This is a genomic window from Mucilaginibacter sp., from assembly GCF_041663085.1.
Lineage (GTDB): Bacteria > Bacteroidota > Bacteroidia > Sphingobacteriales > Sphingobacteriaceae > Mucilaginibacter.
The window spans coordinates 23,670-49,680 of sequence record NZ_JBAZRC010000011.1 but is presented as its reverse complement, the minus strand read 5'-3'; the positions used below and the strand labels follow the sequence as shown (position 1 = coordinate 49,680).

Here is a 26,011-nt window from a genome sequence, read left to right as displayed (position 1 = left end):
ATAAAAAATATTACAATGACGATAATAAGCGCCACCTTATCATGGGTATTAACCCCGGCAGGTTTGGCAGCGGTTTAACGGGTGTGCCATTTACCGATCCTAAACGCCTGAAATCGGAGTGTAATATTAATTATGTGGGAAAAATCACCCACGAGCCATCATCGGTTTACGTTTACGAAATGATTAACGCCTACGGTGGGGTTGAGTCATTTTACAATAAGTTTTATATTAGTTCGGTTTGCCCGCTGGGCTTTACCACTATACACAATAATGGGAAAGAAAAGAACTATAACTACTACGATAGTAAGGAACTTTGTACAGCAGTAACCCCATTTAGCATCGATAACATCAAAAAGCAAATTGCCTTGGGCTGCTATACCGATACATGTTTCTGTTTTGGTACAGGGCAAAACGAAAAATTTTTGAAGAAGCTGAACAATGAGTATGGTTTTTTTAATAAGATAGTAGCGCTGGAGCACCCTCGCTTCATTATGCAGTATAAAGCCAAAACAAAGCAGGTTTATATCGATAAGTATTTGGAAGCGTTTAGCAGTATTTAAATTAGCGCGCTTAGTTATAAACCTCAGATTCTTTGTATTCGCTACGGATCATACTAAGTTTGCCATTTTTAAATAAAAGCCTTACGTAATATTGCCCGCTTATACCCGGTTTAGGATATTGGGTAATATAGAAGGCCCATTCGTTATAATTGGCCATATCCGGATCAAAAGGTTTACTTAATGATTTATAAGCTAAAATAATTTGATAGTTGGCATAGTCAGGTAGTTTATAAATAGCTAAAAGCTTATTGTAAATATCATCAACGGCATCATTTTCATGAAAGGCGGTTTCATCAGTTGCATCCCGGGGCCATTTGGTAATTAAAGCAGCTCCGGTAGCCGTAATAGAGGTTATTTTACTCCCATCATAAATTATACTTGTCCCCCCTAACTCTGCGGTATTTTTCTGCAGCATGATCATACTGTAAAATTTGAATTTTTGTTGTATCTCTTCCGGTTTATTAAAAACCTGCTTTTGGTTAATAATATCCACCTCAGTGAATTTATTTTGCTGCCCCGATTTTTGAACCTGCGCATAAACATCCGCGTACGAGCTTCCAATTTTAATATCCCATTTGCTTCCGGAAGTAGTAGTTTCAACTCTTGGTGAACCATTTTCTTTTTTACAAGCGAAGAGTAATAATACAGGGATAAAGAGTAGGAATATTTTTTTCATATAAGGCCCGGTTTAATCATACATAATACGCACATATCATTGAAAATGCTACAACTGCGTGAAATAAACCGCTCACTAATATTACAATAGGAATTAGTAAAGTAGTGTGAATGGCCAGCTGCTTTATTAAACGACAACGGCATGCCTAATGCAATGCAGATACAATTTCCATAAGCCATTAAAAAAAATTATTTTGCAGCCCTCTTGATGAAGTTTTTTACCAAACCAGTTAAACCAGAAGATACCGCAGACGATGCTTTACTGAACAGCTACCGGGAAAACCGCGACCTGAAAGTTTTAGGCCGGCTGTATGAGCGTTATATGCTGCTGGTTTATGGTGTTGGTTTAAAGTATTTAAAAGATGAAGAGCAGGCACAGGATGTTGTAATGGCCATATTTGAAGAGCTTGCACAGAAGGTTCACCAACACGATGTAAAACAGTTCAGGAGCTGGTTATACGTACTTAGCCGTAACTATTGCCTGATGCAGCTGCGTGCGGGTAAAAAATTAGAAACCGTAACTTTAGATGAGTTTGTGGAATTTACCCCGGTTTTGCATCCTGATACCGAGGGCCGGGAAGAAGCTATGCAGGCTTTGGAACGATGTATGGATAAGTTAATACCTGCGCAAAAGCAAAGTGTTAAATTATTTTACCTTGATGAGAAGTGTTATAAAGAAGTTGCCGACGAAACCGGCTTTACCATGAACGAGGTAAAGAGTTATATACAGAACGGTAAACGCAACCTTAAAATTTGTTTGGAGAAGAATAGTGGACAATAAAAGGGCCGACATACAGCAAATACAGAAGTACCTTAACGGGGAGCTTGATGCAAAAGCTATGCACCGCTTAGAGCGCGAGGCGCAGGGCGACCCGTTTTTGATGGACGCGCTGGAAGGGTATGGCCGTATAAAAAATCCTCAGCAGGATAATCTGGCAGCCTTGCAGGAGCGTTTACAAGCCCGCACAACCACTAAAACCCGCCGAATGATACCATGGGGGGTTATATCAGTTGCCGCCAGTGTAATAGGCTTTGCTATAGTAATTGGGTTGTTGTATAAGGAGAATCAACCTGTTAAGGTTGAAAAAGTGGCTATGAATCAGGTTAAAAGTGTAGTGCCAGATTCCACAGCTACTATAACAGATAATAAAGCAGGGCATTCAATTTTAGATACACCGCAGCAACTTATAGCAGATAATAAAGCCAGGCCTGTAAAAAAAGATGTGCCTGTTTTTGCGAACGTTGAGCGATATAAAGCACCGGTTACAGTTGCCGAAACAAATGCAGCGCCAATGGAGGCTTTGAAAAGTTTGCCCGATAGTTCTGCAATGGAAGATAAGATAATGGGCTATATGGCTGCCAAAAGGCAGGATACCGTATTGGGGGGCGATAAAGTAATAACAACTAATAATGCGGCCGCATTAACCATGCTAAACAGTAAGGCAAAAGGTGCTGATATGACAGTAAGACCAGGCAAACCTGGCGATAACAACGCTTATGCTTTGAGCCAGGCTGGCCTGCCTGCTAATTTATTAACAGGTGTGGTATTAGACCGCACGAATGGCGCACCGTTACCGGGAGCGTCTGTAAAAGTTGTTGGCAGATCGGCGGGTACGCAAACCGATGCGAACGGCAAATTTACCCTTCCAAATGTTAAAAAAGACGAATCTCTATCCATTGGGTATATTGGCTACAACAGTAAAACACTTGATGTCAAAAACAAGGATAGTTTGAAGGTTGAACTGGATGAAAACAGAAGTTCGCTGAATGAGGTAGTATTAGCCGGGCGTGCTAAAAAGGTTAAAAACGAACGGGCCCGCCCACATGCAGGCTGGGACGCGTTTAAAAAATATCTGAAAGAAAATGCCGTTACTGCTGATGGCAAAGAGGGCATGGTTGACCTGTCCTTTACTGTTAATGCTAACGGTTCTGTCTCCAACATAATTGTAACCAAAAGCCTAAGTGCAACTGCCGATGCCAAAGCCATCGACCTGATAAAGAATGGGCCAACCTGGAGCGGAAACACCAGCGGTAAAGCCGAAGATGTTAAGGTTAAGGTGGCGTTTCATCAGTAGGGGCTTTCATAAAGCGATTGGCTTATATTTTATGGTGAGCTTGTCGAACCATAGCCGACTACCCAATCTGTCAATCCTTCGACAAGCTTAGAATGACACCAATTTGCTCAGAATGATATGAACGCAAAAAGGCGACAGGTTCCAAAACCTATCGCCTTTTACATATCAAAGCTCTATGTATTATTTCTTGTTCCTATCGTAATAACCAAATACCTTTTGCAGTAGTGGTGTGGTACGCGCGCCAAGGTTTTGGCGAATGTTCAGTTCCTCCTGTGCTATTTCTACAAACAAACCGTCAATTGCTTTTTGGGTAACGTAGTCGCTAATATCCGGGTTTATTTTGCTTACAAATGGCACTTTGTTATAAGCCGACGCTGCATCGGTATAATATTTTGTAGCGCCTACTTTATTTAAACTGGTTTGTACCACAGGTTTAAATTTGGCCGATAGCTGCAGTGTGGTAGTGCGTTTAAAGTATTCTGTAGCGGCGTTCTGTTTGCCCAATAAAATATTGGTTACATCAGTTAAGGTCATTTGCTTAATGGCGCTTACAAAAATGGGTTTGGCCTGTACGGCGGCATCCTCGGCAGCGCGGTTAAGGGATAATATTACATTATCGGCCAGTTTGCCAAGGCCAATGCTGCGTAATGTTTTTTCGGCTTTCTGTGCTTCGGGCGGGAAAAGTATCTTAACGGCAGCATTGCCAAAAAAACCATTCACAGCCGATAGCTGGTCGGAACTTTTGCCGGTAGCCAGCTCCAGTGCTTGTTTTAAGCCGTTATTAATATCAAGTGTTGTTGGGTTACCGGTTTGCTGTACGGTGCTCTGTGCAACCTGGTTAAGGGTATCGCAACTGCAAAACAAAACCAAAAGGACCGGAATAAGTAAAAGTGTTTTTTTCATGTAATAAGGTAAGCAAATTTACTGCCAGTATCCACCTAATTACCAGTGCCTAACCAGCATAAAAACCAAACCTGCAATAAGGGCCGAAATAGGGATGGTGATTATCCATGCCCAAACCAGGTTAATGGTTACCCCCCAGCGCACAGCCGATACACGTTTTGTTAAACCAACACCGATGATAGAACCCGTAATAGTATGCGTAGTTGAAACAGGGATAGCAAAATGCTCGGTGATAAACAGGGTTACCGCGCCCGCAGTTTCTGCAGCTACACCCTCTAAAGGTGTTATCTTGGTGATCTTTGAACCCATGGTCTTCACGATCTTCCAACCGCCGGACATAGTGCCTAATGCGATGGCCGAATAACAGGCCAACGGGATCCATTCGGGCATTGGAGAGCCGCTGACGATAATTTTTGCAGCAACCAAACTTACATATAAAATACCCATAACCTTTTGGGCATCGTTAGTACCATGCGCAAAGCTTAATGCAGCTGCTGATATCAATTGAAGGCGTTTAAACCAACGTTCGGCAACGGCAGGCTTAGCCCGTTTACAAATATGGAGTATAAGAATGGTTATAAAGTAAGCAATGATTAAGCCGATAAATGGCGCCAGTACAATATAAGCGATAATTTTAATGATAGAAGCTGAATCGATTGCGTCAAACCCATGCTGCCCCATAAATAATGCATTGGTTATGCCTGCGCCTGCAAAGCCGCCAATAAGTGTATGTGATGAACTGGATGGGATACCAAACCACCAGGTGGTTAAATTCCAGGTAATGGCGGCAATAAGGCCGGCCAGCACTACATGCAAGGTGATAAACTGTTCGTGAACGGTTTTAGCTACCGTGTTAGCTACTTTATGGTCGGGTATAAAAAAGTAAGCGGCAAAGTTAAATACAGCGGCAAGCAATACTGCCTGGAAAGGCGTTAGTACCTTTGTTGAAACAATGGTAGCTATAGAGTTGGCGGCATCATGAAACCCATTGGTGTAATCAAAAATAAGCGCCAGGGCAACTACAGCAACTAGTAAAGTGGTAACCATTTAAATGATTTAAGTTATGCTTAGGCGTTTTTAATTAAAATTGATTCCATTACGTTTGCTGCATCCTCGCACATATCGGTAGCGGTTTCAAGCGCAGCTAATATCTCTTTGTATTTTATAAGGCGGATGGCATCTGTTTCGTATAGGAAAAGATCGGCAACGGCACGGTCAAAAACATAATCGGCCTGGTTTTCTACGCTGTTTATGCGGATACATGAATCGGCAATGGCGCGTACGTTTCTTAGATCTTTTAGTTCGCGCACGGCTTTTTCCAGATCGGTACCGGCCTGTAGTATCAGTTCAGATAACTTGCGGATGTGCTCGTTAAAATCGTCTATTCTGTAAAGCAGCATGCGGTTGGCAGCGCCGTGTATGTAATCGGCAATATCATCAATAGCAGTGGCTAAAGCGTGTATATCCTCACGGTCAAATGGTGTGATAAAGTTTTTGCCCAGTTCAAGATATATCTGGTGGGTAAGTTCATCGCCTTTGTTTTCAAGCTTATCAATCTGCCTGAAAAGTTCTTCGCGGGTGGCCGGGTTAACCGAGTTTACCGCTTCAACCAAAATGGTTGCCATACTTACAACGTTACTTGCAGCCTGCTCAAACAACGGGAAGAAGGTCTTCTTATCTTTAGGAACAAAATACTGAAATATACTGTTTAGTGACATCTGCTATTTAATTTGGCGTAAAGGTAAGCTTGCAATGTTAAGTTAATGTTAACTTTTTAATACAGGAATGTTTGGAAATGGTAAAGTTTGTTTGGCTATTTGTAAGGTGAAACCAAACGTCGACCCCATACCTTCGGTACTGCGTACGTTAATGGTTTGCTGGTGCGCTTCAATAATGTGTTTAACAATGGCCAACCCTAAACCCGAGCCGCCAATTTGCCTTGAACGGCTCGTATCTGTACGGTAAAAGCGCTCAAATAAGCGTGGAAGGAACTTTTCTTCAATACCTATACCATCGTCGGTAACCTCAATAAGCACCTGCTCGTGCAGCACAAAAATGCTTACAGCGGTGTTGCCGCCATCCTTGCCATATTTAAAGGAGTTGTCAATAAGGTTTACCAGCACCTGGCGTATTTTTTCCCGGTCGGCGTTAACAAATATGCCGTCGTCGTATTTTTGTTTAAACGTTAATTTAATATTGTGCTGCTTGCTTTTTAGCTCAAGCGATTCAAAAACCTCTTTGATCAGGTCATTGATCTTAAACTTGGTGTAATTGATAGGGATCTCGCCCGATTCCAGCTTAGAGATCTCATCCAGATCATGGATCAGGTAGCTTAGGCGGTCAACATTCTTTGATGCTTTTTCCAGAAATTGTACGGCTAGCTCCTTGTCCTCCAGTCCATCATCCTGCAGGGCTTCTATGTAACCCTGTATGGCAAAAAGAGGTGTTTTAAACTCGTGCGAGATGTTCGATAAAAAATCCCTGCGGAATTTTTCCTGTTTTTTCAACTCGTCTATCTCGCTCTTTTTTTGTTTTGCCCATTCCTGTACCTCGTGTTCCACATCGTTTATAGGGTCGGCGCTTACGTGTTCGCCAAGGGCATCGCGCAGGTCGCGGCCAAGTTTAAGGTTATGGATAAGCTTGTAAATAAGCTTAATTTTTGAGTAGATGTATTTTTCTATCAGGTAATAAAAAACAATATAGCTGGTGATGAAGGTAACCAGGAAGGTTATCATCATATCGTACCATTTATGCTGAAAGTAGTAGTTTACTGCCGATAAGGTGATGGCAACCGCGGCAGCGTTTATCAATATCAATACGCGCAATTTCATAGCATAAAGTTACTATTTGTAAACGGTTATAATTAACACAGAAGCAAGCCCCTGTGTTAATTAATTGTTATCATTTAATTGCGGTGTATTATTGGGCTTATTTTGCTTCGAAGTTGATGGTTACTTCGTCGCCCATGGTCATGCTGTTACCGCCAATGGAAAAATCCCTGCGGTTAATTTTAAAGCTGCCTTTAAAAGAGTTATCGGCATAAGTAAATGGTACTTCAACCATTTTGGTTTTTCCTTTTAGGGTAAGGTTAAACTGGCCTGTAAAGTTGTTACCATTTGCTTTTTTAAATGAAACAGACGACAGGCCGATCTTTGGATATTTTTGCACGTCGAAATAATCGTCCTTTTTCAGGTGCTCATCGCGCATATCATTATCCGTGTTAATTGTATTAACATCGGCAGTAGCTTCAATTTTGCTTGTTGCCAAAGCAGCGGGGTCAAAGGCGATGGTACCCTGTACCCCACCAATGGTGCCACCGGTTTTAATACCCAGGTTTTTTATCTCGAAGGATACCTTAGCGTTGCTGATGCTTTTTGTTTGAGCGAAAGCCGTGGTGCTTACAATAAGTAATGTTATAGCTGCGAGAATATTTTTCATGTTGCGAATATGACGGGTTTTACCCAGCCAGGTTTAATTTGAGATACAATTTACTTTAGGCCAGTGTTAAAACTCCACATGTGCCCTTAACGAGAATACGTTTACGGGACCCCTATCCTTGTTATAAGCCGGGTTATCAATAAACTGGTAATCGGGCGATAGCCATAACTTGTGCTGGTAGGCATTCAATTTATAATACACCTCAGCTACCAGTTCGGGCGAGTAGTTTAACCGCCCATCTCCAATAATAAAACCGTAACCGCCAGCAGCCAGGTAATCTTTATGATCCTTCGAAATGCCGTTACCTACAAATGCCAGGCCCAGCTCGTCATCCTTACGTTTCCATGAGCTGCCTTTTAAAACAGCGCCTAAACTTAATGATCGGTCAATTTCGGTAAATGCCCAGGTTTCGGTTTTACCGTCGTTATAACTTGCTTTTGCAAAAACACCAAAGTCATTGGTTAGGTACTGGTCGGCACTTATGCCGAAGCCATATTTGTGCCTCCCGTATGCCTGGGTTGCATCCACATCGGGCGCGTTTGGGCTTTGGTTAATGGCATCGCGATATACGCCCATTTTGCCGTTGTTACGGAAAGCCAGTAACCTTAATGTGCCTTTTTGCCCGCCAAGGGCATAGCGTTTCTCATATTCTAAGGTCTGTGTATTGGCGCGGCTTACCCTTTCATCCCAAATAGCACCATTTGCCGTGGTAGTAGTCATGGTGAATCCAAAACGTAGTGCCCAGGTTGGCTGGCCCAGTTCTGCAATGCCCCCTAAAACGTAACCACGGGTATTGGCAGGGTAGTCCCAGGCTGCGTTATCCATCAGGCTCCAGTTCATGAACTGCGAGCGGGCATCGTGGCTAAACTCGTTGCCGTCAAAAAAATCGGCCATGCCAAATTTACCAACGGTAACTTTAAGGTAGCGCTTGCTTTTCAAGCCGGCCAGTTGGTTTACATCATCATTAATGTATTCTTTATCATTACCCCATTCAAAGTTTTGGGTAAAATACAGGCGGGCTATATAAATTTTAGGTTCGGCACTACCAACACGGAAGGTTTCGCCATTTGGGAAACCGGCAATGCCCAGAGTTTTGCTCAGGCCGGCTCCGCCACTCATTTCGGGGTTAAAGTATGCCTCCATGCCTTTCCATAAACGCGCGCCACCAAAAAGGGTTGTGGTTAATGATGTTTGTGTTTCCTCGCCGGTAAGCAAACTGTTGTTGCCGGTATAGGGCGCACTAAAGCCGGGTTTGTATTGTGTAATAATGGTTTGCTGGAAGTGTAAATTAAAGCGTTGGTTTTTTAGCGTATCCTGCGCGGTAGCAAATTGGGTTAGGTTAAATAGTATAATTAATGATAGTAAAAGGTTTTTCATGCTGATGAAACGAATGTTAGGGGTTTAGTTTATTGTACTTCGCTGTAAAATTGCTGCAGGTAGCTTTCCATAAAATTATGGCGTTGCTGTGCAAGTTGTTTACCTGTAGGGGTGTTCATCTTGTCTTTAAGCAGCAGCAGTTTTTCGTAAAAGTGGTTTATGGTAGGGGCGGTTGTATTTTTATACTCCTCCTTGCTCATGTTTAGGTTAGGCTTAATATTAGGGTTGTATATCTCCCTCGCCTTAAAGCCACCATAAGTAAATGCACGGGCAATACCTATTGCGCCAATTGCATCCAGGCGGTCGGCATCCTGCACAATAGCTAACTCGTTAGAGTAAAATGTGGCTTTATCAAAGCTTGCCTTAAAGCTCATGTGCCGGATGATCTGCTGCACATGGTTTACGGTACCGGCATCAGCCTGAAGGCTGTTTAGGAATTTACCTGCTGTGGCAGGGCCTATTTCCTCATCACCGTTGTGGAATTTGCTGTCGGCAATATCATGCAGCAGGGCGGCAAGTTCAACTGTAAGTAAGTCGCAATCTTCTGTTTGGGCTATCAGTTTGGCGTTGGTCCAAACGCGGTGTATGTGCCACCAATCATGGCCCCCTTCAGCGTTCTTTAGCGTGTCTTGTACAAAACTTACAGTTTTTTCAACAATATCAGGGGTATTCATTATTTGCAGTATTTGGGTGCAAATATAATAGGTACAGGCACTACTTTCCTGATTTTTTAGTTAGTTATGCCGCCTCGGCGTTTTCCGTTTTTATAAGCTCTGTAAGTTCTGTTTCCAAAATATCAGCTATCTGAAAAAGGCGTTCAACGGTTATTTTGGTGTACCCTAATTCAATTTTGCTGTAAGCGTTTTGAGAGATGCTGAGCTTGGCAGCAAGATATTCTTGTGTGTAATTTAATGATTCGCGTTTGTTGCGGATGTTGCTTGCAACTGCTTTAACCTTGTAAGTGAGCATATCTGTCATTCTTTGCAATTGAATATTTATATATAAACGAGATTGCTGCGAACGCGGATTTAAGAAGTGTGTTTTTTGGTTAATTTTTTTTCGTGACCGGGGTAGTAAAACAATAAAGCCGGCATTTGCCGGCTTTATTGTTTTACTGTATATCGTATTTCACTACTACGGTTGGCAGCAAAGTAGCTGCATTTAGCGGGATCTGATCGTGCGCTACAATAGGCCGGCGTTTTTTGTAAAAATCGTACGCTGCTTTTTGTACATCGGCTACACTGGTAGTTGGGTCGTTAAAGTTGATGGAAAACGGGATAATAAAATCGTGAAATTTCTCTTTGTTAGGGATGATCCATTTTTTAGTCGATTTTTTTAGTGCCTCAATGGCCGGAATAGTAAGCAGGTAATCGTCGGCGTAATAAATAACCAGTTTTGACAAATTTCCATTAACGTCTGCTGTAAACTTAATTACAGCTACGCCGGCTGCTTTTTTTGCTATTATTTCCGGGCTTACTACCAGGTTATCTCTAAAAAAAGTATTCATAACCGGGGCGCCTCCCTGAAATGGGAACGCCAGGTCCTCCTGCGCGTTTGCGCAAAACGATGATAATAATAAGGCAAATATGATCAGTTTCTTCATTCTGTTTCTTTTGGTTCGCGTTTGCTGCCTTCATACAGCTCATATTCAAATAAGCGGCAATCAAGCTTGCCGTTGTAAAATTCAATTTTTCGGGCAGCCCTTAACCCTATCTTTTTGGCCAGGTCGGGGTTGCCGGTAAATACATAACCACGGTAGCCCAGGCATTTCTTTTTCAGGTAATCGCCAATGCGTTTGTAGGTTATCTCCAGTTTGGTGTGTACGCCTAAGCGCTCGCCATACTCGGGGTTAAACATTACAATGCCTGCATCCTCCGGCACTTCAGTATCTTCAAAATCACAAACGTAAAATTCTATCAAATGTTCTACACCCGCAGTATTTGCGTTTTTGCGGGCAATATCTACTGCATCCTCTGATATATCCGTGGCGATGATCTTAAAGTCGACGGTCTTTTTAGCCTTATCCTTTAATTTACGGCGTTCTACAAAAAACTCCTGCTCGTCGTACCCCATAATGTGCATAAAGCCATAGTTCATACGGAACAGGCCGGGATGTTTATCGGTAGCCAGCAGCGCGGCCTCAATAGCCAGCGTGCCCGAACCACACATGGGGTTAATGAACGTACTGTTCCTGTCCCAGTTGGTGGCCATAATGGTTGATGTGGCCAAAGCCTCAAGCATAGGGGCTTTGCCCGGTATTTTACGGTAGCTATGTTTGGCCAGGGTTTCGCCTGATGTATCTATAAATATATCGGCTTTATCGTCCTGCCAGTAAAGGTGTATAACCGTTTTGTTGGCATCGGCACCCGAGTTTGGGCGGATGCCTTTTTTATCTTTTATCCTGTCAACAATAGCATCTTTTACCTTAACGTTGGCAAACAGCGGCGTAAGTATGTGCTCGTTGTTAACGTTTGATGTTACCGAAAAGTAGCCCGAAAAATCGATATACTCTTCCCATTCAATCTGTACCAGTTCGTCGTACAGCGCTTTCGGGTCGGCAGCATCAAAGCTTTTTAGCAGATATAACACCTGGCTTGCACAGCGCAGGTTTAGGTTAAGCGCTATGGTATCGGTAACGGTACCCAGCAACTCAACACCGGTTTGAAAAACGCGTGTGGGTTTAAAGCCTAATGCTTCAACCTCTTGCTGCAAATATGGCGATAGCCTTTTGTTGCAGGTGATAATGATCTTACTCTCAGTGTGGAAAACTTGCATAATTATTTTGCGAATTTATGAATTAAATACGCCGCTATTTAATTTCATACTATTAACTTTACATTTTAAACATTTTCTGAAATTATGGAAGTTAAAGGTAAGGTATATGAAGTATCGGCAACCCAACAGGTTACCGAGTCGTTAAAGAAGAGAGAATTGATACTTGAGTACATCGAGAACCCACAATATCCCGAGTATTTAAAGTTTGAAGCTATACAGGATCGTTGCAATTTATTGGATAACGTTAAGGTAGGCGATGATATAGAAGTGTTTTTTAACCTGCGCGGCCGCCCATGGACGGACAAAACAGGTAAAAAAACTTACTTTAACTCTTTACAATTATGGAAAGTTAACGCTTTAGGTGGCGCAGGCAGCAGCTCTGCCCCAGAATACGCGGCACCTGCGGATATCAGCTCAGCCCCTGAAGACGACGATCTGCCGTTTTAAGACCTTGTATACAGTTGCGAAACTGAGTGCATTTATTTAGACATAAAATGAAAGGCCCTTCTAAATTTTTAGAAAGGCCTTTTTTGTTTAGTTGGTTACCTGGCTATTTAGTTGCCGGTTGTATTATTTCGCGAATGGTTGCCCAGCCTGTTGGGCTTTCTTTATAACGGATATAAATGATCATTGCGCGGCCTTCAAATACAAAAGGCTCACCACCGCTTTTGGGCGTGCCTTTTATTGTAAATAGTGTTTGCTCTACAGCAGTATCCCCGTTTATTAAAAGGCTTTCGACCTTGTTTTTTGAAAATTCCAGGTTGTATATGTTGAGTGTTTTGAGCAGATCGGCCTTTACTGCTTCGCGCCCGTTCGAATAAGATGTGTAGTTAAGTGCTTTAACTACATCAGGGTGATGGTAACTCATTATAGCTGTAATATCGCCGTGGGCAAAACCAGCTCTGATGGCTTCGCTGGTTTGTTTTAACATATCCTGATCTTTTTTTAGATCGACAGGGGGTATTATAGCAGATCTTGAATCAATATTTTTATATGCCTTTGCCATTACCAAAGGTGGCAGGCCTAATATGGCTATCAAAGCAACCGAGAATATAAACTCGAAGTTGGGCTTTATAATTTTTTTCATTTTATATGCTGATTTAAGGTGGTGACGCAAATTTAAAAACTCTTGCTAATCAGTAGCTTAATCTAACGAAGGTAAATTGTTAAAAATTGTTAAAAGCCATTATTCTCGTATAATTTAAAATATTTTTGTTGTTGCATGAAAAAAAGAAGCATAGGGCTTATTATTGGTTTAATGGGTTTTGCCCTTTTGGGGGTGGTTGTTATGCAATTATATTTTTTGCGGCAATCATACCAAATGCAATCCGAGCTTTTTAACCGGTCGGTTAACGAGGCATTAAACAATGTGGCGTCAAAAATCATGAAGCAGGATGCCCTTAACTTTTTGAATGCGAAGTCGCAGGAGTCGCATATCTATAAGTTAAGATCAACTGACCTTGATGATAAGAAAACCGAAATAAGCATCAACGGAAATAAAAGTATTATTGACGGCCCTGCCGTTGTTAAGAAAAAGCAAACCCGCCGCGAGCGCAAGCTGGCCATGCTGCGTGATAGCCTGAAGCGCATGATCATGCATAAAAAAATGGATGATGAGCTGGCCTCTTTAGTGCAGCAAGGCTCGGTTAACCTGCGCATACGTATTGAAGAATACACCGATGAATTTGGCGAAGTACATGGCCGCTTTATCCCCGAGATAGTAAAGTCGGCACCGCGGCCGTTTAAGCAAAAGCTGCATAAATATGATACCCTGCGTTACACGTATATGGATCCGCAGTTTGGCAGGCAGATCATATCTGTAGCAAACCTAAACCCGTTATGGGTACAGGAGCAGGAGCGTTTGCAAAAAGAAAGGCAATTTAAACAGGTTAAAAAAATGCTGGAGGCCGATTCGTTGGAGAATGCACCGCAGAATGCTAAAAAACCAAATGTAATTGAGAACCTTGCCGAAGAGTACCGAAAATCTGACGAGCCGCTGGTGAAACGTTTAAATGGATTTTGGATTGATTCGTTATTGCGTTTTGAATTGCACAACCGTGGCATATTCCTGCCGGTTAGCTATGAGGTGAGCACTGCCAACAGCGATTCGCTGATCTTCTCGAGCGCGCTGGATACCAAGGGTACCAAGCCCGAATTTATACCGGCAAACACATACCAGAAGGTTATTTTTAGTAATGAATTGATAAACGACCCCGGTAAGATAAAAATAACCTTTCCGCAAAAAAGCTCATTCATATTGGGCAACATGACGGCTACCATTGGTACTACAGGCGGCTTGTTGTTTGTACTGATATTTTGTTTCGGTTATACCATCTTCTCTATACTAAGGCAAAAGAAGATCTCTGAAATGAAAATAGACTTCATTAACAACATGACACATGAGTTTAAAACCCCGGTATCAACCATTATGATAGCCAGCGAGGCGTTAAAGGATGATGAGATAGCCCAGGATAAAACGCGCGTTGCACGCCTGGCCAGTGTTATTTATGAAGAGAACGTACGCCTGGGCAGCCATATAGAACGCGTACTGAATATTGCCCGTATAGAAAAGAACGACTTTAAGCTGGATAAAAAGCCGCTTGATGTAAATGAAATGATTACCATTGTGCTGGATAGCATGGCACTTAAAATGCAAAAATGCCAGGCTGTTGTTACGCTGAATTTAGATGCCGAAAATGCAGTTATCATGGCAGACGAGTTACATTTTAGCAATGTAATGTTCAATTTGATAGATAATGCTATAAAATACAGCACCAATACACCAGAGATTGCTATTAGCACGTTAAATAAAAACGGGCATATCGTAATACGCGTGGCAGATAAAGGAATAGGTATGGGCCGCGACCAGCAAACAAAAATATTTGAACAGTTTTACCGCATACCAACAGGTAACCTGCACGATGTGAAAGGCTTTGGCCTTGGCTTAAGCTATGTAAACACCATAGTAAAGAGGCTGGAAGGTGCTATAGGTGTAAGATCTGAAAAGGATAAGGGCTCAGAGTTTGAGCTGAAATTCCCTGTCGCATAATATAAGTCCGGAGGTCCGAAGGTCGGGAAAGTCCGGAAGTGAATACAAAGTATAAAATAACCGTACGGACTATCGGCGTTCCCGACATCCGGTCACAATTATGAAAAAAATATTACTTGTTGAGGACGATCCAAACCTTGGCCTGCTATTGCAGGATTACCTACAGCTAAAAGGGAAATTTGATGTTACGCTGTGTAAAGATGGCGATGAAGGGTTGCGCGCTTATACCAAACAACAATATGACCTGCTGATACTTGATGTAATGATGCCCAAAAAGGATGGCTTTACGTTAGGGAAAGAGATCAGGAAGATAAATGCTACAGTGCCCATTATTTTTGCAACTGCAAAAGCCATGATAGAAGACAAGACCATGGCCTTTAACCTTGGCGGCGATGATTACATTACCAAACCTTTTCGCATTGAAGAGCTTTTGCTCAGGATAAATGCCCTGTTAAAAAGATCAGACACCACCGAGAAAAAAGGGGATGATAAACCATCGCAATTTAAACTGGGTATTTACAATTTTGATTATACCTCGCAACTGATAACCCACGGCGATACTATCCAAAAGCTATCAACCAAAGAAGCCGAACTGTTGCGCTTGCTTTGCATCAAAAAAAATGAGGTGCTAACCCGCGAGGAAGCCCTACTCAATATATGGCACGATGATAACTACTTTAACGGCCGTAGTATGGATGTTTTCCTGAGCAAGATCCGTAAGTATTTAAAGGACGACCCATCGGTAGAGATCATTAATGTACATGGCAGGGGGTATAAGCTGCTGATTAATTAATCTTCCCCGCCAGATGTATCTTCCCCAAAATGGATGATGTTGCCATCGTTATCCAATATACTGAACTGGCGCATTTCCCAGGGCATATCCCGTAGTTCGCCGTTTGGATGTATCACGCCCTGTGCTTTAAATTCGGCGAATAGCTTATCTACTTCCGTTACATTTACATAGCAGCCCGTGGCCTTAGGTATCTCCGGGTTTTTACAAGGCCACATGTGGATATTTACCCCATCGCGGCTAAATATCAGGTATCCATCCCAACTGTTGTGAAATGTAAATCCCAGTTTTTCGGTATAAAATTTTATGCTTGCTTCCTCGTTTAACGAAGCTAAAATGGGTATGGCATATTGAAACATCGTTATGGGTTTAAATGCTCTAGATCATCTAAATCTTTGTGTCGCCCGGAGGCCTTTTTTGCGCTAATAAGATCGTTAATATGAATTGTTCTTATTTGTAATTCATCTTGTTCAAAGTAAACAGATTTTTCAAAACATTCATTGAAATCCAGCCCTAATACGTTTAACATAATATCTATTGCAACAGGCGGCCTGCCAAAAGTAAATACATCGGTGTTTGAATCATTCAGAAACTTTTCTTCAGTCATATCAAAAACAGACATGCCAAAGTGCAAAAAAGCAAGATAGATTCTTTTGTAGTTTTCCCGGGTTCGATCTACCCAAATATCCATGTCCCCTGTAGTTCGGTTTCTGCCATGTAGTATTACAGAATATCCACCAACAAGTATGTAGCGAACATTGTTAATGTTAAAGGCATTAATAAAATCTCTGAAATCCTGATTGAAAATATTACCCATTATTAATATGGCTTCTCATACTGAAAGCAGTACGATCCATTCTTGGCGGTTCGTTTACAGGATAATTATAGGCTACGCTATTTAAATAATTAACTACACTCAGTCTTTCTTTTAAAGATAGCTTATCGTAATACACATCATGGTCGGCGGCTTCTTTGGCTGTTTGAGCTTTAAAAGCATTTCTATCTAAACGGTAATCACTCATAATTCAAATATAACCCAAACTTAATTATTACTTGTAACAACTTTGTTAAAACATACTTAAGAAATTTACAATTCTAATTAGATAAGTTTGTGCTAAACTAACTGACTCATTATGAAATTAAAATTACTCTACACTTGTATGGCTCTCACAGGTTTAGCAGGTACTGCCTTTGCGCAGGAAACTGTAGACCAGGCTGCTGTTCAAAAAATCCGCGAAGAGGGCTTAAACCACTCGCAGGTAATGAAAACCGCTTTTTATTTAACCGATGTTTCCGGACCGCGTTTGGCAGGTTCGCCGGGTTTAAAACGTGCGCAGGATTGGGCTGTTAACCAGCTTAAAACCTGGGGAATGGTAAACTCTAAACTGGAGCCATGGGGCAAGTTTGGTAAAGGCTGGGAAGTTCAAAAAAACTATGCAGCTATTACCGTACCTTATTACCACGCTATCATCGCTATCCCTAAAGCATGGACACCCGGCACCAACGGCGCTATAAAAGGCGAAGTGATTTTGGTAAAAGCTGATAGCGTTGCTGAACTGGATAAATACAAAGGCAAACTTGCCGGTAAAATTGTAATTTTTGATACCCAAAATACTTTAAAACGTTCGGCTAAGCCCGATCTTGAGCGTTACACCGACGAGCAGTTAGCCGAAATGGCAGCTGCCAAGCCACAGCCAGCCGGCCAGCGCAGGGCGTTTGACCAAAATTCGCCGCAATTTGTTGCAATGCGTAAAGCAAGGGCAATGCGCACAGCTATCAGCCAGTTTTTAATTGATGAAAAAGTTGGCCTGATATTAAGCCAGGGCCGCGGTACCGATGGTACTACCTTTACAACTAATGGTGCATCATACGCCGATACAGCAAAAGCTGTAGCGCCTGAGTTGGAAACCAGCGGCGAAGACTTTTTACGCATCTTACGTTTAGTAAAAGCGGGGCAGAAAGTGGAGTTGGAAGCTGATATCAAAACCCAGTTCTTTACTTCAGATTTGCAAGGTTATAACGTTATTGCCGAAATACCGGGCACCGATAAAAAACTAAAAGAGCAGGTTATTATGATTGGCGGCCACCTTGACTCATGGCATGCTGCAACCGGTGCAACAGATAATGCTGCCGGCAGCGCGGTGATGATGGAGGCTATGCGTATTTTAAAAGCAATTGGGTATAAACCGAAACGTACTATCCGCATTGCATTATGGAGCAGCGAAGAGCAGGGCTTATTTGGCTCGCGCGGTTATGTGGCCGCTCACTTCGGCGATCCTAAAACCATGCAGTTAAAACCCGAGCAAAAAACATTGGATGCTTACTATAACCTTGATAACGGTACCGGTAAAATTCGTGGTATATACTTGCAGGGCGATAGCGCGGCAGGGCCAATATTCCAGGCCTGGTTAGCTCCGTTCAAAGACCTTGGCGCTACAACTGTTACCGTAAGCAATACAGGCGGTACCGATCACCAGTCGTTTGATGCAGTTGGCCTTCCGGGCTTCCAGTTCATACAGGATGCTATGGATTATGGTACACGTACCCACCACAGTAACCAGGATACTTATGACCGTTTAAGCGAAGATGATCTTAAACAAGCTGCCACCATTGTAGCATCGTTTGTTTACAACACTTCCGAAAGACAAGACATGATCCCGCGCAAGGCGTTGCCAACCCCTCCGCCAGCTGCACCTGGCAGGTAATATTAGATTTGGCAATTTTTTAAAGTTGCCAGATCCCTAAAAACAAAAGCGCCATCTGAAAATCAGGTGGCGCTTTTGTTTTATAAAAATATTGAAGATTTACGACGCTATAATATGCGTGTTATCTCTTTTTATCGCGTATTTTTTGATCTCGGCGGCAATGCCTGCAGCATCGTAACCACACTCGGCCCAAAGTTCGGGCTGGTCGCCGTGTTCAATAAATTTATCAGGGATGCCTAAACGTACAACATCCGCTTTATATTTATTATCGGCCATAAATTCTAATACCGCGCTGCCCATACCGCCTTCAAGGCAACCATCTTCAACCGTAATAATGTGGTTGAATTTTTTGAAAACCTCGTGCAGTAAAGCCTCATCAAGCGGTTTTACAAAACGCAGGTCATAGTGGGCGGGGTAATAGCCCTGTGCATTTAGCCGGGCAATAGCCGTTACAGCCTCGTTGCCGATAGTGCCGATAGAAAGAACAGCAACTTCCTCACCATCACATACTATGCGGCCTTTGCCAACCGGGATGGATTTTAGAGGGCGTTGCCAATCAACCATAACACCGTTGCCGCGTGGGTAACGGATCACAAACGGCCCCATATTATCCAGTTGTGCCGTATACATTAGGTTACGCAGTTCTTCCTCGTTCATGGGGGCAGATACCGTCATGTTAGGGATGCAGCGCATATAAGCCAAATCATAAGCGCCATGGTGTGTTGCGCCATCGGCACCGGCAAAACCGGCACGGTCAAGGCAAAAAACAACATTTAGCTTTTGTATGGCTACATCATGTATTACCTGATCGTACGCCCGTTGCATAAAGCTGGAGTATATATTACAAAAAGGTACTAAGCCCTGTGTAGCCAGCCCTGCGCTGAATGTTACGGCATGCTGCTCGGCAATACCCACATCAAAAGCACGGTTAGGCATAGCCTTCATCATCAGGTTTAATGAACAACCCGATGGCATAGCCGGGGTAACGCCCATTATTTTTGAATTTTGTTCGGCAAGTTCAATAATGGTATGGCCAAAAACATCCTGGTACTTAGGAGGCTGTGGCTTATCATGTTTTGTCTTCTTTATCTCGCCGGTTATTTTATCAAACAAGCCGGGGGCGTGCCATTTGGTCTGGTCTTTTTCGGCCAGGGCATAACCTTTACCTTTTACGGTAACGCAGTGTAATAATTTGGGTCCGGGGATATCACGCAGATCCTGTAGTAGCTTAACCAGGTGTTTAACATCGTGGCCGTCAACCGGGCCAAAATACCTGAATTTAAGCGCCTCAAAAAAGTTGCTGCGTTTAAGCAGGGTGCCTTTTATGCTTTTCTCTATCTTTTTAGCAAATTTAAAAGCATCAGGCCCCATTGATGATATTTTGGTAAGAACGGTCGCAATATCATCGCGGAAACGGTTGTATGGTTTTGAGGTGGTAATGTCTGTTAAATACTCTTTCAGCGCCCCTACATTTGGGTCTATCGACATATTGTTGTCGTTTAGGATCACCAAAATATTCGAGTTTTCTATTCCCGCGTGGTTCAATGCTTCAAAAGCAAGACCCGCTGTCATGGCGCCATCGCCAATAACGGCTACGTGCTGGCGGTCGGTTTCGCCTTTGTATTGCGATGCAACAGCCATACCCAAAGCTGCGGATATAGAGGTAGAAGAGTGCCCTACGCCAAAAGTATCAAAGATGCTCTCGCTGCGTTTCGGGAAACCGCTTAAACCTTTGTAAACACGGTTGGTGTGGAAATTTTCCCGGCGGCCCGTAAGTATTTTGTGGCCGTAAGCCTGGTGGCCAACGTCCCAAACCAATTGGTCGTAAGGGGTGTTTAATACGTATTGAAGGGCAACGGTAAGTTCTACAGTGCCCAGGCTGGCCGCAAAGTGCCCTCCGTTTACCGATACTACATCAATAATGTACTGGCGTAGCTCGTTGCAAATTTGCTCAAGATCGTCTTCTTTAAATTGCTTTAAATCAGAAGGATAGTTGATGCGTTTTAATAAATCACCGGCGGTTACCTGCATGTATGATATTCACTCTGTTATAACCTACAAAGTAAGCTATTTAATTACTAATAATTGGAATATATTAAAGGTAATTATTGTTTTGATTTTATTAGTTTATAATTTTTTAAATCGTAAATAGCTGTATTTTTGACACATGACCGAAGATGGGTTCTCCATAAAGTTATCGCAGTTTGAAGGCCCCTTTGACCTTTTGCTATTTTTTATCGAGCGGGATGAACTGGATATCCATGATATCCCCATTGCCAAAATAACCGACGATTTCCTGCATTATATTCACCAGATGACGGTGCTTAACATGGAACTGGCCAGCGAGTTTATTTTTGTTGCAGCCACACTAATGCGCATTAAGGCCAAAATGCTGCTGCCCCGCCACAATACCGGCGAAGAGGAGAATGAGATGGATACCAAAGAGGGCCTGATCCGTAAACTCATCGAGTACAAGAAATTTAAAGTGCTTTGCGACGAACTGCGGCCTTATGAGGACGAACGCTTTAAACAGGAGAAACGAGGCAACATTAAGGCCGACCTGGAGCAGGTGGAAAAAGTGACCGTGCCCGGCGAGGAGCTATCTGAACTGAACCTGTATAAGCTAATGATGGTGTATAACCGCATGATGCGCCAGTACATGACCCGCACTGAAGAGGTGCACCATACCGTTGTGCAATACCCATACACCATCGAAAAGCAGAAGGAAGCCATAAACAACCTGCTGCGTATCAATAAAAAAATGGATTTTAAGAACATTGCCGGCAACAGCGAGAACAAGGTGCACTTTGTATACAATTTTTTAGCCGTTCTGGAGATGCTTCAACAGGAAATGATAGATATAACTATAGGATTGGGATATAATAACTTTTGGATAGCACCGAGGGGAGAGCTATAAGAATTTGCAAATTCGCGTTAGGGATAGGAGTGGATACCGGCCAGTGGCTAAGGCCTGTGCAGTATGAACGGATAGCCCGGCCGCAGGCAACGCCAAAACAATTATGTATGCATAATAACTAAGCACCGCTCATTAAATAAGTGGTTTTTTTAAGCCAATTTATTATATCTAATATCTAAATTAGCACCGTTTTACACACAACAATGAAAAGAGACAAATTAATATTCAAGCTGTTAGACGAAGAGCAGCAACGCCAGGAAGAAGGAATTGAGCTTATTGCATCAGAAAACTTTGTAAGCAAGCAGGTAATGGAAGCAGCAGGCTCTGTTGCAACCAATAAATACGCCGAAGGCTTACCAGGCAAGCGCTACTATGGTGGTTGCGAGGTTGTTGATGAAATTGAGACTATTGCTATTGAGCGTGCCAAACAACTGTTTAATGCCGAATGGGCAAACGTGCAGCCACACAGCGGTGCGCAGGCTAACGCGGCGGTTATGCTTGCCGTATTAACCCCCGGCGATAAAATATTAGGGTTTGATCTTTCGCATGGAGGCCACTTAACACATGGCTCGCCCGTTAACTTCTCTGGTAAACTTTACGAACCGCATTTTTACGGTGTTGTAAAAGAAACCGGTCTTATCGACTACAAACAGCTTGAAAAAGTTGCCCTGGCCGAAAAACCAAAACTGATTATCTGTGGTGCTTCGGCTTACTCGCGCGATTGGGATTACGCTTTTATCCGTAAGGTGGCCGATAAAGTTGGCGCTTTGGTATTGGCAGATATAAGCCACCCGGCAGGTTTAATTGCCCGTGGTTTATTAACCGACCCACTGCCGCATTGCCACATTGTTACCACTACTACACATAAAACATTACGCGGCCCGCGTGGCGGCCTTATCCTTTTAGGGAAAGATTTTGCAAACCCATGGGGTTTAAAAACACCAAAAGGCGAGGTTAAAATGATGTCAGCCTTGTTAGATATGGCCGTGTTCCCGGGTACACAGGGTGGCCCATTAGAGCATATCATCGCTGCTAAAGCAATTGCCTTTGGCGAAGCTTTAACCGATGGCTACATGAAATATATTGCCCAGGTAAAACTAAATGCTGCTGCCATGGCAAAAGCATTTGTTGCCAGGGGGTATGACATTATATCGGGCGGTACCGATAACCATTTGATGCTTATTGACCTGCGTAACAAAAATATAACCGGTAAAGCTGCCGAGAATGTGTTGGTTACTGCTGATATTACCGTAAACAAAAACATGGTGCCTTATGATGATAAATCGCCATTTGTAACATCGGGCATACGTGTTGGTACAGCGGCTATTACAACGCGCGGTTTAAAAGAGAAACATATGGAAACTATTGTTGATCTGATAGATGCTGTATTAATCGATCCGGAAAATGAAACTTCTATCAAGAAAATCCGTAAAAAGGTTCATAAATTGATGGAAGATTTCCCGTTGTATAGGGATAAAGACTAATATAGTAGATGGGGATAAGGCAGGAAAACTCTTTGGATGTTGAAAGTAGGCGCCTCCAGGCACTAAATTCATACGACGTACTTGACACGTTGCCCGAGAAAGAGTATGATGCCATAACCCGCCTGGCATCCTATATATGCCAGGCACCCATTGCTTTGATAACCTTAATTGATAATGATAAGCAATGGATTAAATCAAAAGTAGGGCTTGATATTACCGAAACGCCCCGTAACGAGGCGTTTTGTAATTATACCATACAAGGCGACCAGGTTTTTGAGGTGCCTGACGCTTTGTTGAACGAACAGTTAAAAAACAACCCTTTTGTTGATACAGCAGATGGCGTAAGGTTTTACGCCGGTGCGCCGTTGATAGACCCTGAAGGGTACCGCCTGGGATCGCTTTGCGTAATTGACCTGATGCCACGCAAGCTTACCAATGAGCAGCGCGACGCATTGCGTACACTGGCTGATGAGGTGATGTCGCACCTTACGCTGCGTAAGCAAAAAAAGGAACTGGAGAAAAGCCTGGATATTCATAAAGAGTTTTCTAACCTGTTCAACAGCTCTTCCGAAATCCACTTTATAGCAGGCGCCGACTCAAACATAGAAACCATTAATAATGCTGTTGAACCTATTTTGGGGTATACGCCGGAGCAGGCTATAGGTAAATCGTTGTGGGGTTTTGTTGCCGGCCGCAATCGCGAACAATTTGTGCCGCTTATTGAAGAGGCCATAAGGTCGCAAAAGCCCTTTGATTTGGAGACAGAAACGGTAACCCGCACAGGCGAGGTAAAACACATCAGTTGGACTGCCATTAACCGTGCAGGCAAGTGGTATGCCAGCGGTCGCGATACCACCTTTCAACAAAAATTGATAAACGAAACCAAGCAGCTGTCGCTGGTAGCCAGCAAAATAAAAAACGGAGTTGTTATCAGCAATGCCAACGATGAGGTAGTGTGGATAAATGATGCATTTGTAAACATTACCGGGTATACACTGGAGGATGTAGCAGGCAAATTTTTGGGCGAGGTTTTAAAGGGGAAACCCAAAGATGCCGAGGCAGAGCAGATGCTGATAGATGCCCGTAAGAACAACCAATCGTACGAGGTTGAGCTTTCTATGATAAGTAAAGATGGCCGCCCTTTATGGATCTCGGTAACAAACTCCATTACTTACACCGCTGATGGAGCCATAGAAAAATCTATCCGCATTATTATTGATATCACAAAGCGTAAGCAGGCCGAGCAGGATGTAGAGATACTCTCATTTGCCGCCCGCAAATCGCCAAGCGGTATCATGATACGCGACAGTAAGGGTGGCATTATTTGGATGAATGAATCCATGGAGCACATCATAGGCTATTCTTTTGAGGAGCTAAAAGGCCAAACTGTAGGCAATAAACTAATTGGCGAAGAAACAGACATGGCGGTTTTTGAAAGTGCTGTACAGGCTGTTAAGGCAAACAAACCTTATGAGATTGAGATAAAGATATATAAGAAAGATGGTTCTACCGCATGGGTATTTATATCAAACAGCCCGCTGTTTAACGAGGTAGGTAACGTTGAGCGCCAGATAGGTGTAATGGTTGATATTACCGGGCGTAAAAAAACGGAAGAAGAACTGACTATGCTATCCCTTGTAGCCAGTAAAACAACCAGCGGTGTTGTAATAAATAATAGCGATGGTAAGGTTGAATGGGTGAATAATGCATTTGAGCATATAACCGGCTACACTTTAAATGATGTAAAAGATAAGCACCTGGGCGATTCGCTGAAGGGCGAACTTACTGACGTAGCTATTATACAAAAAGCGCGTGAGTTATCAGAGAAAAAGCAATCGTTCGAGGTTGACCTGCTGATATACCGCAAGGATGGGCAGCCGCTATGGATCTCGGTGATCAACTCGGTAATTATAGGCGATAGCGGCAAGGTTGATAAATACATTGAAACCATTATTGATATCACTGCTAAGAAGAAAGCCGAGCTTGAATTGATATCAGCCAAAGAGGAAGCATTGCAGTTAAGCCGCGCCAAAGATATGTTTATCAGCGTGATGAGCCATGAAATACGCACGCCGTTAAATGCAGTTATTGGCATGTCGCACCTGTTGCTTGACGGTAATCCGTTAGAATCGCAAAAAGAGAACCTGAGTATACTTAAATTCTCGGCCGAGAATTTAATGACCCTGATAAACGATGTGCTGGATTTTACGAAAATTGAAACAGGAAACATCGAACTGGAAAAAGCCCGGATAGATATCCGTGAGATGATACAGAGCATTATAGGCTCCATGAAATATAAGGCACAGGAGAAAAATATCTATCTTACACAGAGTGTTGATACGGATATCCCGGCCCTTGTTATTGGTGACAGGGCCAGGCTTGTTCAAATTTTATTGAATTTGGTAAGTAATTCTGTTAAATTTACCAGCCAGGGCGGTGTAAACATAGATTTAAAGGTAATTGAACAAAATGATGACTCCGTACGTATACGTTTTGGTGTATCAGATACCGGAATTGGCATTGCCGAGAACAAATTAAACACCATATTTGAATCGTTTAAGCAAGCAGAGGCTGATACTACCCGTAATTACGGCGGCACAGGTTTAGGTTTGGCCATTAGCAAACGTTTAATAGAGCTGCACGACTCGCGTATAAATGTTGACAGTGTGCTCGGCGAAGGTTCAATATTTTGGTTCACAATTACCTTTAATAAGGTGGTTGGCCATGCAATTAATAACAATAACAAAGTGGATACAGGATTAAATATTAATGTGTTGGTAGTTGATGATAACCAAATAAACAGGCTCCTTATTAATAAGGTGCTAAAAAAATGGGGCGCTACTGCTGATTTTGCCGAGAATGGACAGGAAGCCATTGATAAGCTTGAAGCGCATCAAAACTTTGATGTTGTATTGATGGATATCCATATGCCTGTTATGGGCGGGCTTGAAGCCGCCGGTATAATCCGTTCAAAAACCAATGCTTATTTCCAAAAACTACCTATTATTGCCTTAACTGCATCTATGCTGAGCAACCAAATGGGCCAGATAGAAGATGCCGGCATGAACGATTACATCCTAAAACCATTCGACCCTACAACCCTTTTCGAAAAACTGAGCCGGTATCAGAAACAATAGGCTGGTGAATGGCTGATGGGGGGCCTAATATATACCTGTCATGCTGAACGATAGTGAAGCATCTAACCCCCGACATGCAAAGTTCACTAATAGATCCTTCGCTCTCGCTCAGGATGACAAATTAAA

Annotated in this window: 26 protein-coding genes; 10 read left to right on the top strand and 16 right to left on the bottom strand. The window is 42.8% G+C overall.

Going from position 1 to position 26,011, the window contains the following annotated elements; genetic code table 11:
- Positions 1-560: uracil-DNA glycosylase family protein (locus WC615_RS04760; protein ID WP_372976989.1), on the top strand; the 560-nt coding region annotated here is incomplete at its 5' end.
- A gap of 10 nt (positions 561-570) precedes the next feature.
- Here WC615_RS04760 and WC615_RS04755 read toward each other — a convergent pair.
- Complete coding sequence (locus tag WC615_RS04755) at positions 571-1,236, bottom strand: hypothetical protein (RefSeq protein WP_372976988.1); 666 nt, start codon at positions 1,234-1,236, stop codon at positions 571-573.
- 207 nt (positions 1,237-1,443) lie between these two features.
- Here WC615_RS04755 and WC615_RS04750 point away from each other — a divergent pair, with 207 nt between their 5' ends.
- Together WC615_RS04750 and WC615_RS04745 are read left to right on the top strand one after the other, a co-directional pair.
- The gene (locus WC615_RS04750) at positions 1,444-2,016 is read left to right on the top strand and encodes an RNA polymerase sigma factor (RefSeq protein WP_372976987.1); all 573 of its coding nucleotides are present in this window, start codon (positions 1,444-1,446) and stop codon (positions 2,014-2,016) included.
- Positions 2,006-3,310, top strand: coding sequence for a TonB family protein (locus WC615_RS04745; protein WP_372976986.1), 1,305 nt, complete (start codon positions 2,006-2,008; stop codon positions 3,308-3,310). Before WC615_RS04750 ends, WC615_RS04745 begins: the two co-directional genes overlap by 11 nt.
- 180 nt (positions 3,311-3,490) lie before the next feature.
- On the opposite strand, the gene WC615_RS04740 is transcribed toward WC615_RS04745, so the two are convergent.
- The 10 genes from WC615_RS04740 to WC615_RS04695 form a co-directional block, all read right to left on the bottom strand.
- Positions 3,491-4,213 (bottom strand): DUF4197 domain-containing protein, encoded by a 723-nt coding sequence (locus tag WC615_RS04740; protein ID WP_372976985.1) that lies wholly within the window; start codon positions 4,211-4,213, stop codon positions 3,491-3,493.
- 39 nt (positions 4,214-4,252) lie between these two features.
- Complete coding sequence (locus tag WC615_RS04735) at positions 4,253-5,260, bottom strand: anion permease (protein WP_372976984.1); 1,008 nt, start codon at positions 5,258-5,260, stop codon at positions 4,253-4,255.
- Between the two features lie 20 nt (positions 5,261-5,280).
- Complete coding sequence (locus tag WC615_RS04730) at positions 5,281-5,931, bottom strand: DUF47 domain-containing protein (protein ID WP_067059170.1); 651 nt, start codon at positions 5,929-5,931, stop codon at positions 5,281-5,283.
- Between the two features lie 48 nt (positions 5,932-5,979).
- On the bottom strand, positions 5,980-7,044 hold the full coding sequence (locus tag WC615_RS04725) for a cell wall metabolism sensor histidine kinase WalK (RefSeq protein ID WP_191176827.1): 1,065 nt from the start codon (positions 7,042-7,044) through the stop codon (positions 5,980-5,982).
- A gap of 97 nt (positions 7,045-7,141) precedes the next feature.
- Positions 7,142-7,651: a YceI family protein gene (locus tag WC615_RS04720; protein ID WP_372976983.1), complete on the bottom strand. Its 510-nt coding sequence runs from the start codon at positions 7,649-7,651 to the stop codon at positions 7,142-7,144.
- Between the two features lie 66 nt (positions 7,652-7,717).
- Positions 7,718-9,028 carry a carbohydrate porin gene (locus WC615_RS04715; RefSeq protein WP_372976982.1) on the bottom strand — a complete coding sequence of 437 codons (1,311 nt, stop codon included), beginning with the start codon at positions 9,026-9,028 and terminating at the stop codon, positions 7,718-7,720.
- Between the two features lie 29 nt (positions 9,029-9,057).
- Positions 9,058-9,702: an HD domain-containing protein gene (locus WC615_RS04710; RefSeq protein ID WP_372976981.1), complete on the bottom strand. Its 645-nt coding sequence runs from the start codon at positions 9,700-9,702 to the stop codon at positions 9,058-9,060.
- A 64-nt stretch (positions 9,703-9,766) separates the two neighbouring features.
- Positions 9,767-10,006, bottom strand: a complete 240-nt coding sequence (locus WC615_RS04705; protein ID WP_372976980.1) for a helix-turn-helix domain-containing protein — start codon at positions 10,004-10,006, stop codon at positions 9,767-9,769.
- Between the two features lie 133 nt (positions 10,007-10,139).
- Entirely contained in the window at positions 10,140-10,631 is a 492-nt protein-coding gene (locus tag WC615_RS04700; RefSeq protein WP_372976979.1) for a hypothetical protein, read from the bottom strand.
- Positions 10,628-11,803, bottom strand: coding sequence for a class I SAM-dependent RNA methyltransferase (locus WC615_RS04695; protein ID WP_372976978.1), 1,176 nt, complete (start codon positions 11,801-11,803; stop codon positions 10,628-10,630). The genes WC615_RS04700 and WC615_RS04695 overlap by 4 nt, the downstream gene beginning before the upstream one ends.
- Before the next feature lie 84 nt (positions 11,804-11,887).
- Here WC615_RS04695 and WC615_RS04690 point away from each other — a divergent pair, with 84 nt between their 5' ends.
- Positions 11,888-12,250, top strand: a complete 363-nt coding sequence (locus tag WC615_RS04690; RefSeq protein WP_067059154.1) for a DUF3127 domain-containing protein — start codon at positions 11,888-11,890, stop codon at positions 12,248-12,250.
- Positions 12,251-12,353: 103 nt separating this feature from the next.
- Here WC615_RS04690 and WC615_RS04685 read toward each other — a convergent pair whose 3' ends face one another.
- Positions 12,354-12,890: a hypothetical protein gene (locus tag WC615_RS04685; RefSeq protein WP_372976977.1), complete on the bottom strand. Its 537-nt coding sequence runs from the start codon at positions 12,888-12,890 to the stop codon at positions 12,354-12,356.
- Positions 12,891-13,025: 135 nt separating this feature from the next.
- On the opposite strand from WC615_RS04685, the gene WC615_RS04680 reads away from it, so the two are divergent.
- Entirely contained in the window at positions 13,026-14,852 is a 1,827-nt protein-coding gene (locus WC615_RS04680) for a sensor histidine kinase (RefSeq protein WP_372976976.1), read from the top strand.
- A 100-nt stretch (positions 14,853-14,952) separates the two neighbouring features.
- The gene (locus tag WC615_RS04675; RefSeq protein ID WP_372976975.1) at positions 14,953-15,645 is read left to right on the top strand and encodes a response regulator transcription factor; all 693 of its coding nucleotides are present in this window, start codon (positions 14,953-14,955) and stop codon (positions 15,643-15,645) included.
- Here WC615_RS04675 and WC615_RS04670 read toward each other — a convergent pair.
- From WC615_RS04670 to WC615_RS04660, 3 genes are read right to left on the bottom strand one after another with little or no spacing between them, the layout of a single operon-like run.
- A complete protein-coding gene (locus WC615_RS04670; protein ID WP_372976974.1) occupies positions 15,642-16,001 on the bottom strand; it encodes a bleomycin resistance protein in 360 nt (119 codons plus the stop codon). The genes WC615_RS04675 and WC615_RS04670 overlap by 4 nt on opposite strands.
- 2 nt (positions 16,002-16,003) lie before the next feature.
- The gene (locus WC615_RS04665; RefSeq protein ID WP_372976973.1) at positions 16,004-16,459 is read right to left on the bottom strand and encodes a hypothetical protein; all 456 of its coding nucleotides are present in this window, start codon (positions 16,457-16,459) and stop codon (positions 16,004-16,006) included.
- Entirely contained in the window at positions 16,452-16,664 is a 213-nt protein-coding gene (locus WC615_RS04660) for a hypothetical protein (RefSeq protein WP_372976972.1), read from the bottom strand. The genes WC615_RS04665 and WC615_RS04660 overlap by 8 nt, the downstream gene beginning before the upstream one ends.
- 111 nt (positions 16,665-16,775) lie before the next feature.
- Between WC615_RS04660 and WC615_RS04655 the strand changes: the two genes are divergently transcribed.
- A complete protein-coding gene (locus WC615_RS04655; RefSeq protein ID WP_372976971.1) occupies positions 16,776-18,347 on the top strand; it encodes a M20/M25/M40 family metallo-hydrolase in 1,572 nt (523 codons plus the stop codon).
- A 99-nt stretch (positions 18,348-18,446) separates the two neighbouring features.
- Here WC615_RS04655 and dxs read toward each other — a convergent pair whose 3' ends face one another.
- Positions 18,447-20,378 carry a 1-deoxy-D-xylulose-5-phosphate synthase gene (dxs, locus tag WC615_RS04650; RefSeq protein ID WP_372976970.1) on the bottom strand — a complete coding sequence of 644 codons (1,932 nt, stop codon included), beginning with the start codon at positions 20,376-20,378 and terminating at the stop codon, positions 18,447-18,449.
- Positions 20,379-20,514: 136 nt separating this feature from the next.
- Here dxs and WC615_RS04645 point away from each other — a divergent pair, with 136 nt between their 5' ends.
- From WC615_RS04645 to WC615_RS04635, 3 genes are all read left to right on the top strand, one after another.
- Positions 20,515-21,264, top strand: coding sequence for a ScpA family protein (locus WC615_RS04645; RefSeq protein WP_372976969.1), 750 nt, complete (start codon positions 20,515-20,517; stop codon positions 21,262-21,264).
- A 203-nt stretch (positions 21,265-21,467) separates the two neighbouring features.
- A complete protein-coding gene (gene glyA, locus WC615_RS04640) occupies positions 21,468-22,748 on the top strand; it encodes a serine hydroxymethyltransferase (protein WP_372976968.1) in 1,281 nt (426 codons plus the stop codon).
- An 8-nt stretch (positions 22,749-22,756) separates the two neighbouring features.
- The gene (locus WC615_RS04635; RefSeq protein WP_372976967.1) at positions 22,757-25,885 is read left to right on the top strand and encodes a PAS domain S-box protein; all 3,129 of its coding nucleotides are present in this window, start codon (positions 22,757-22,759) and stop codon (positions 25,883-25,885) included.
- The last annotated feature ends 126 nt before the right edge of the window (positions 25,886-26,011 follow it).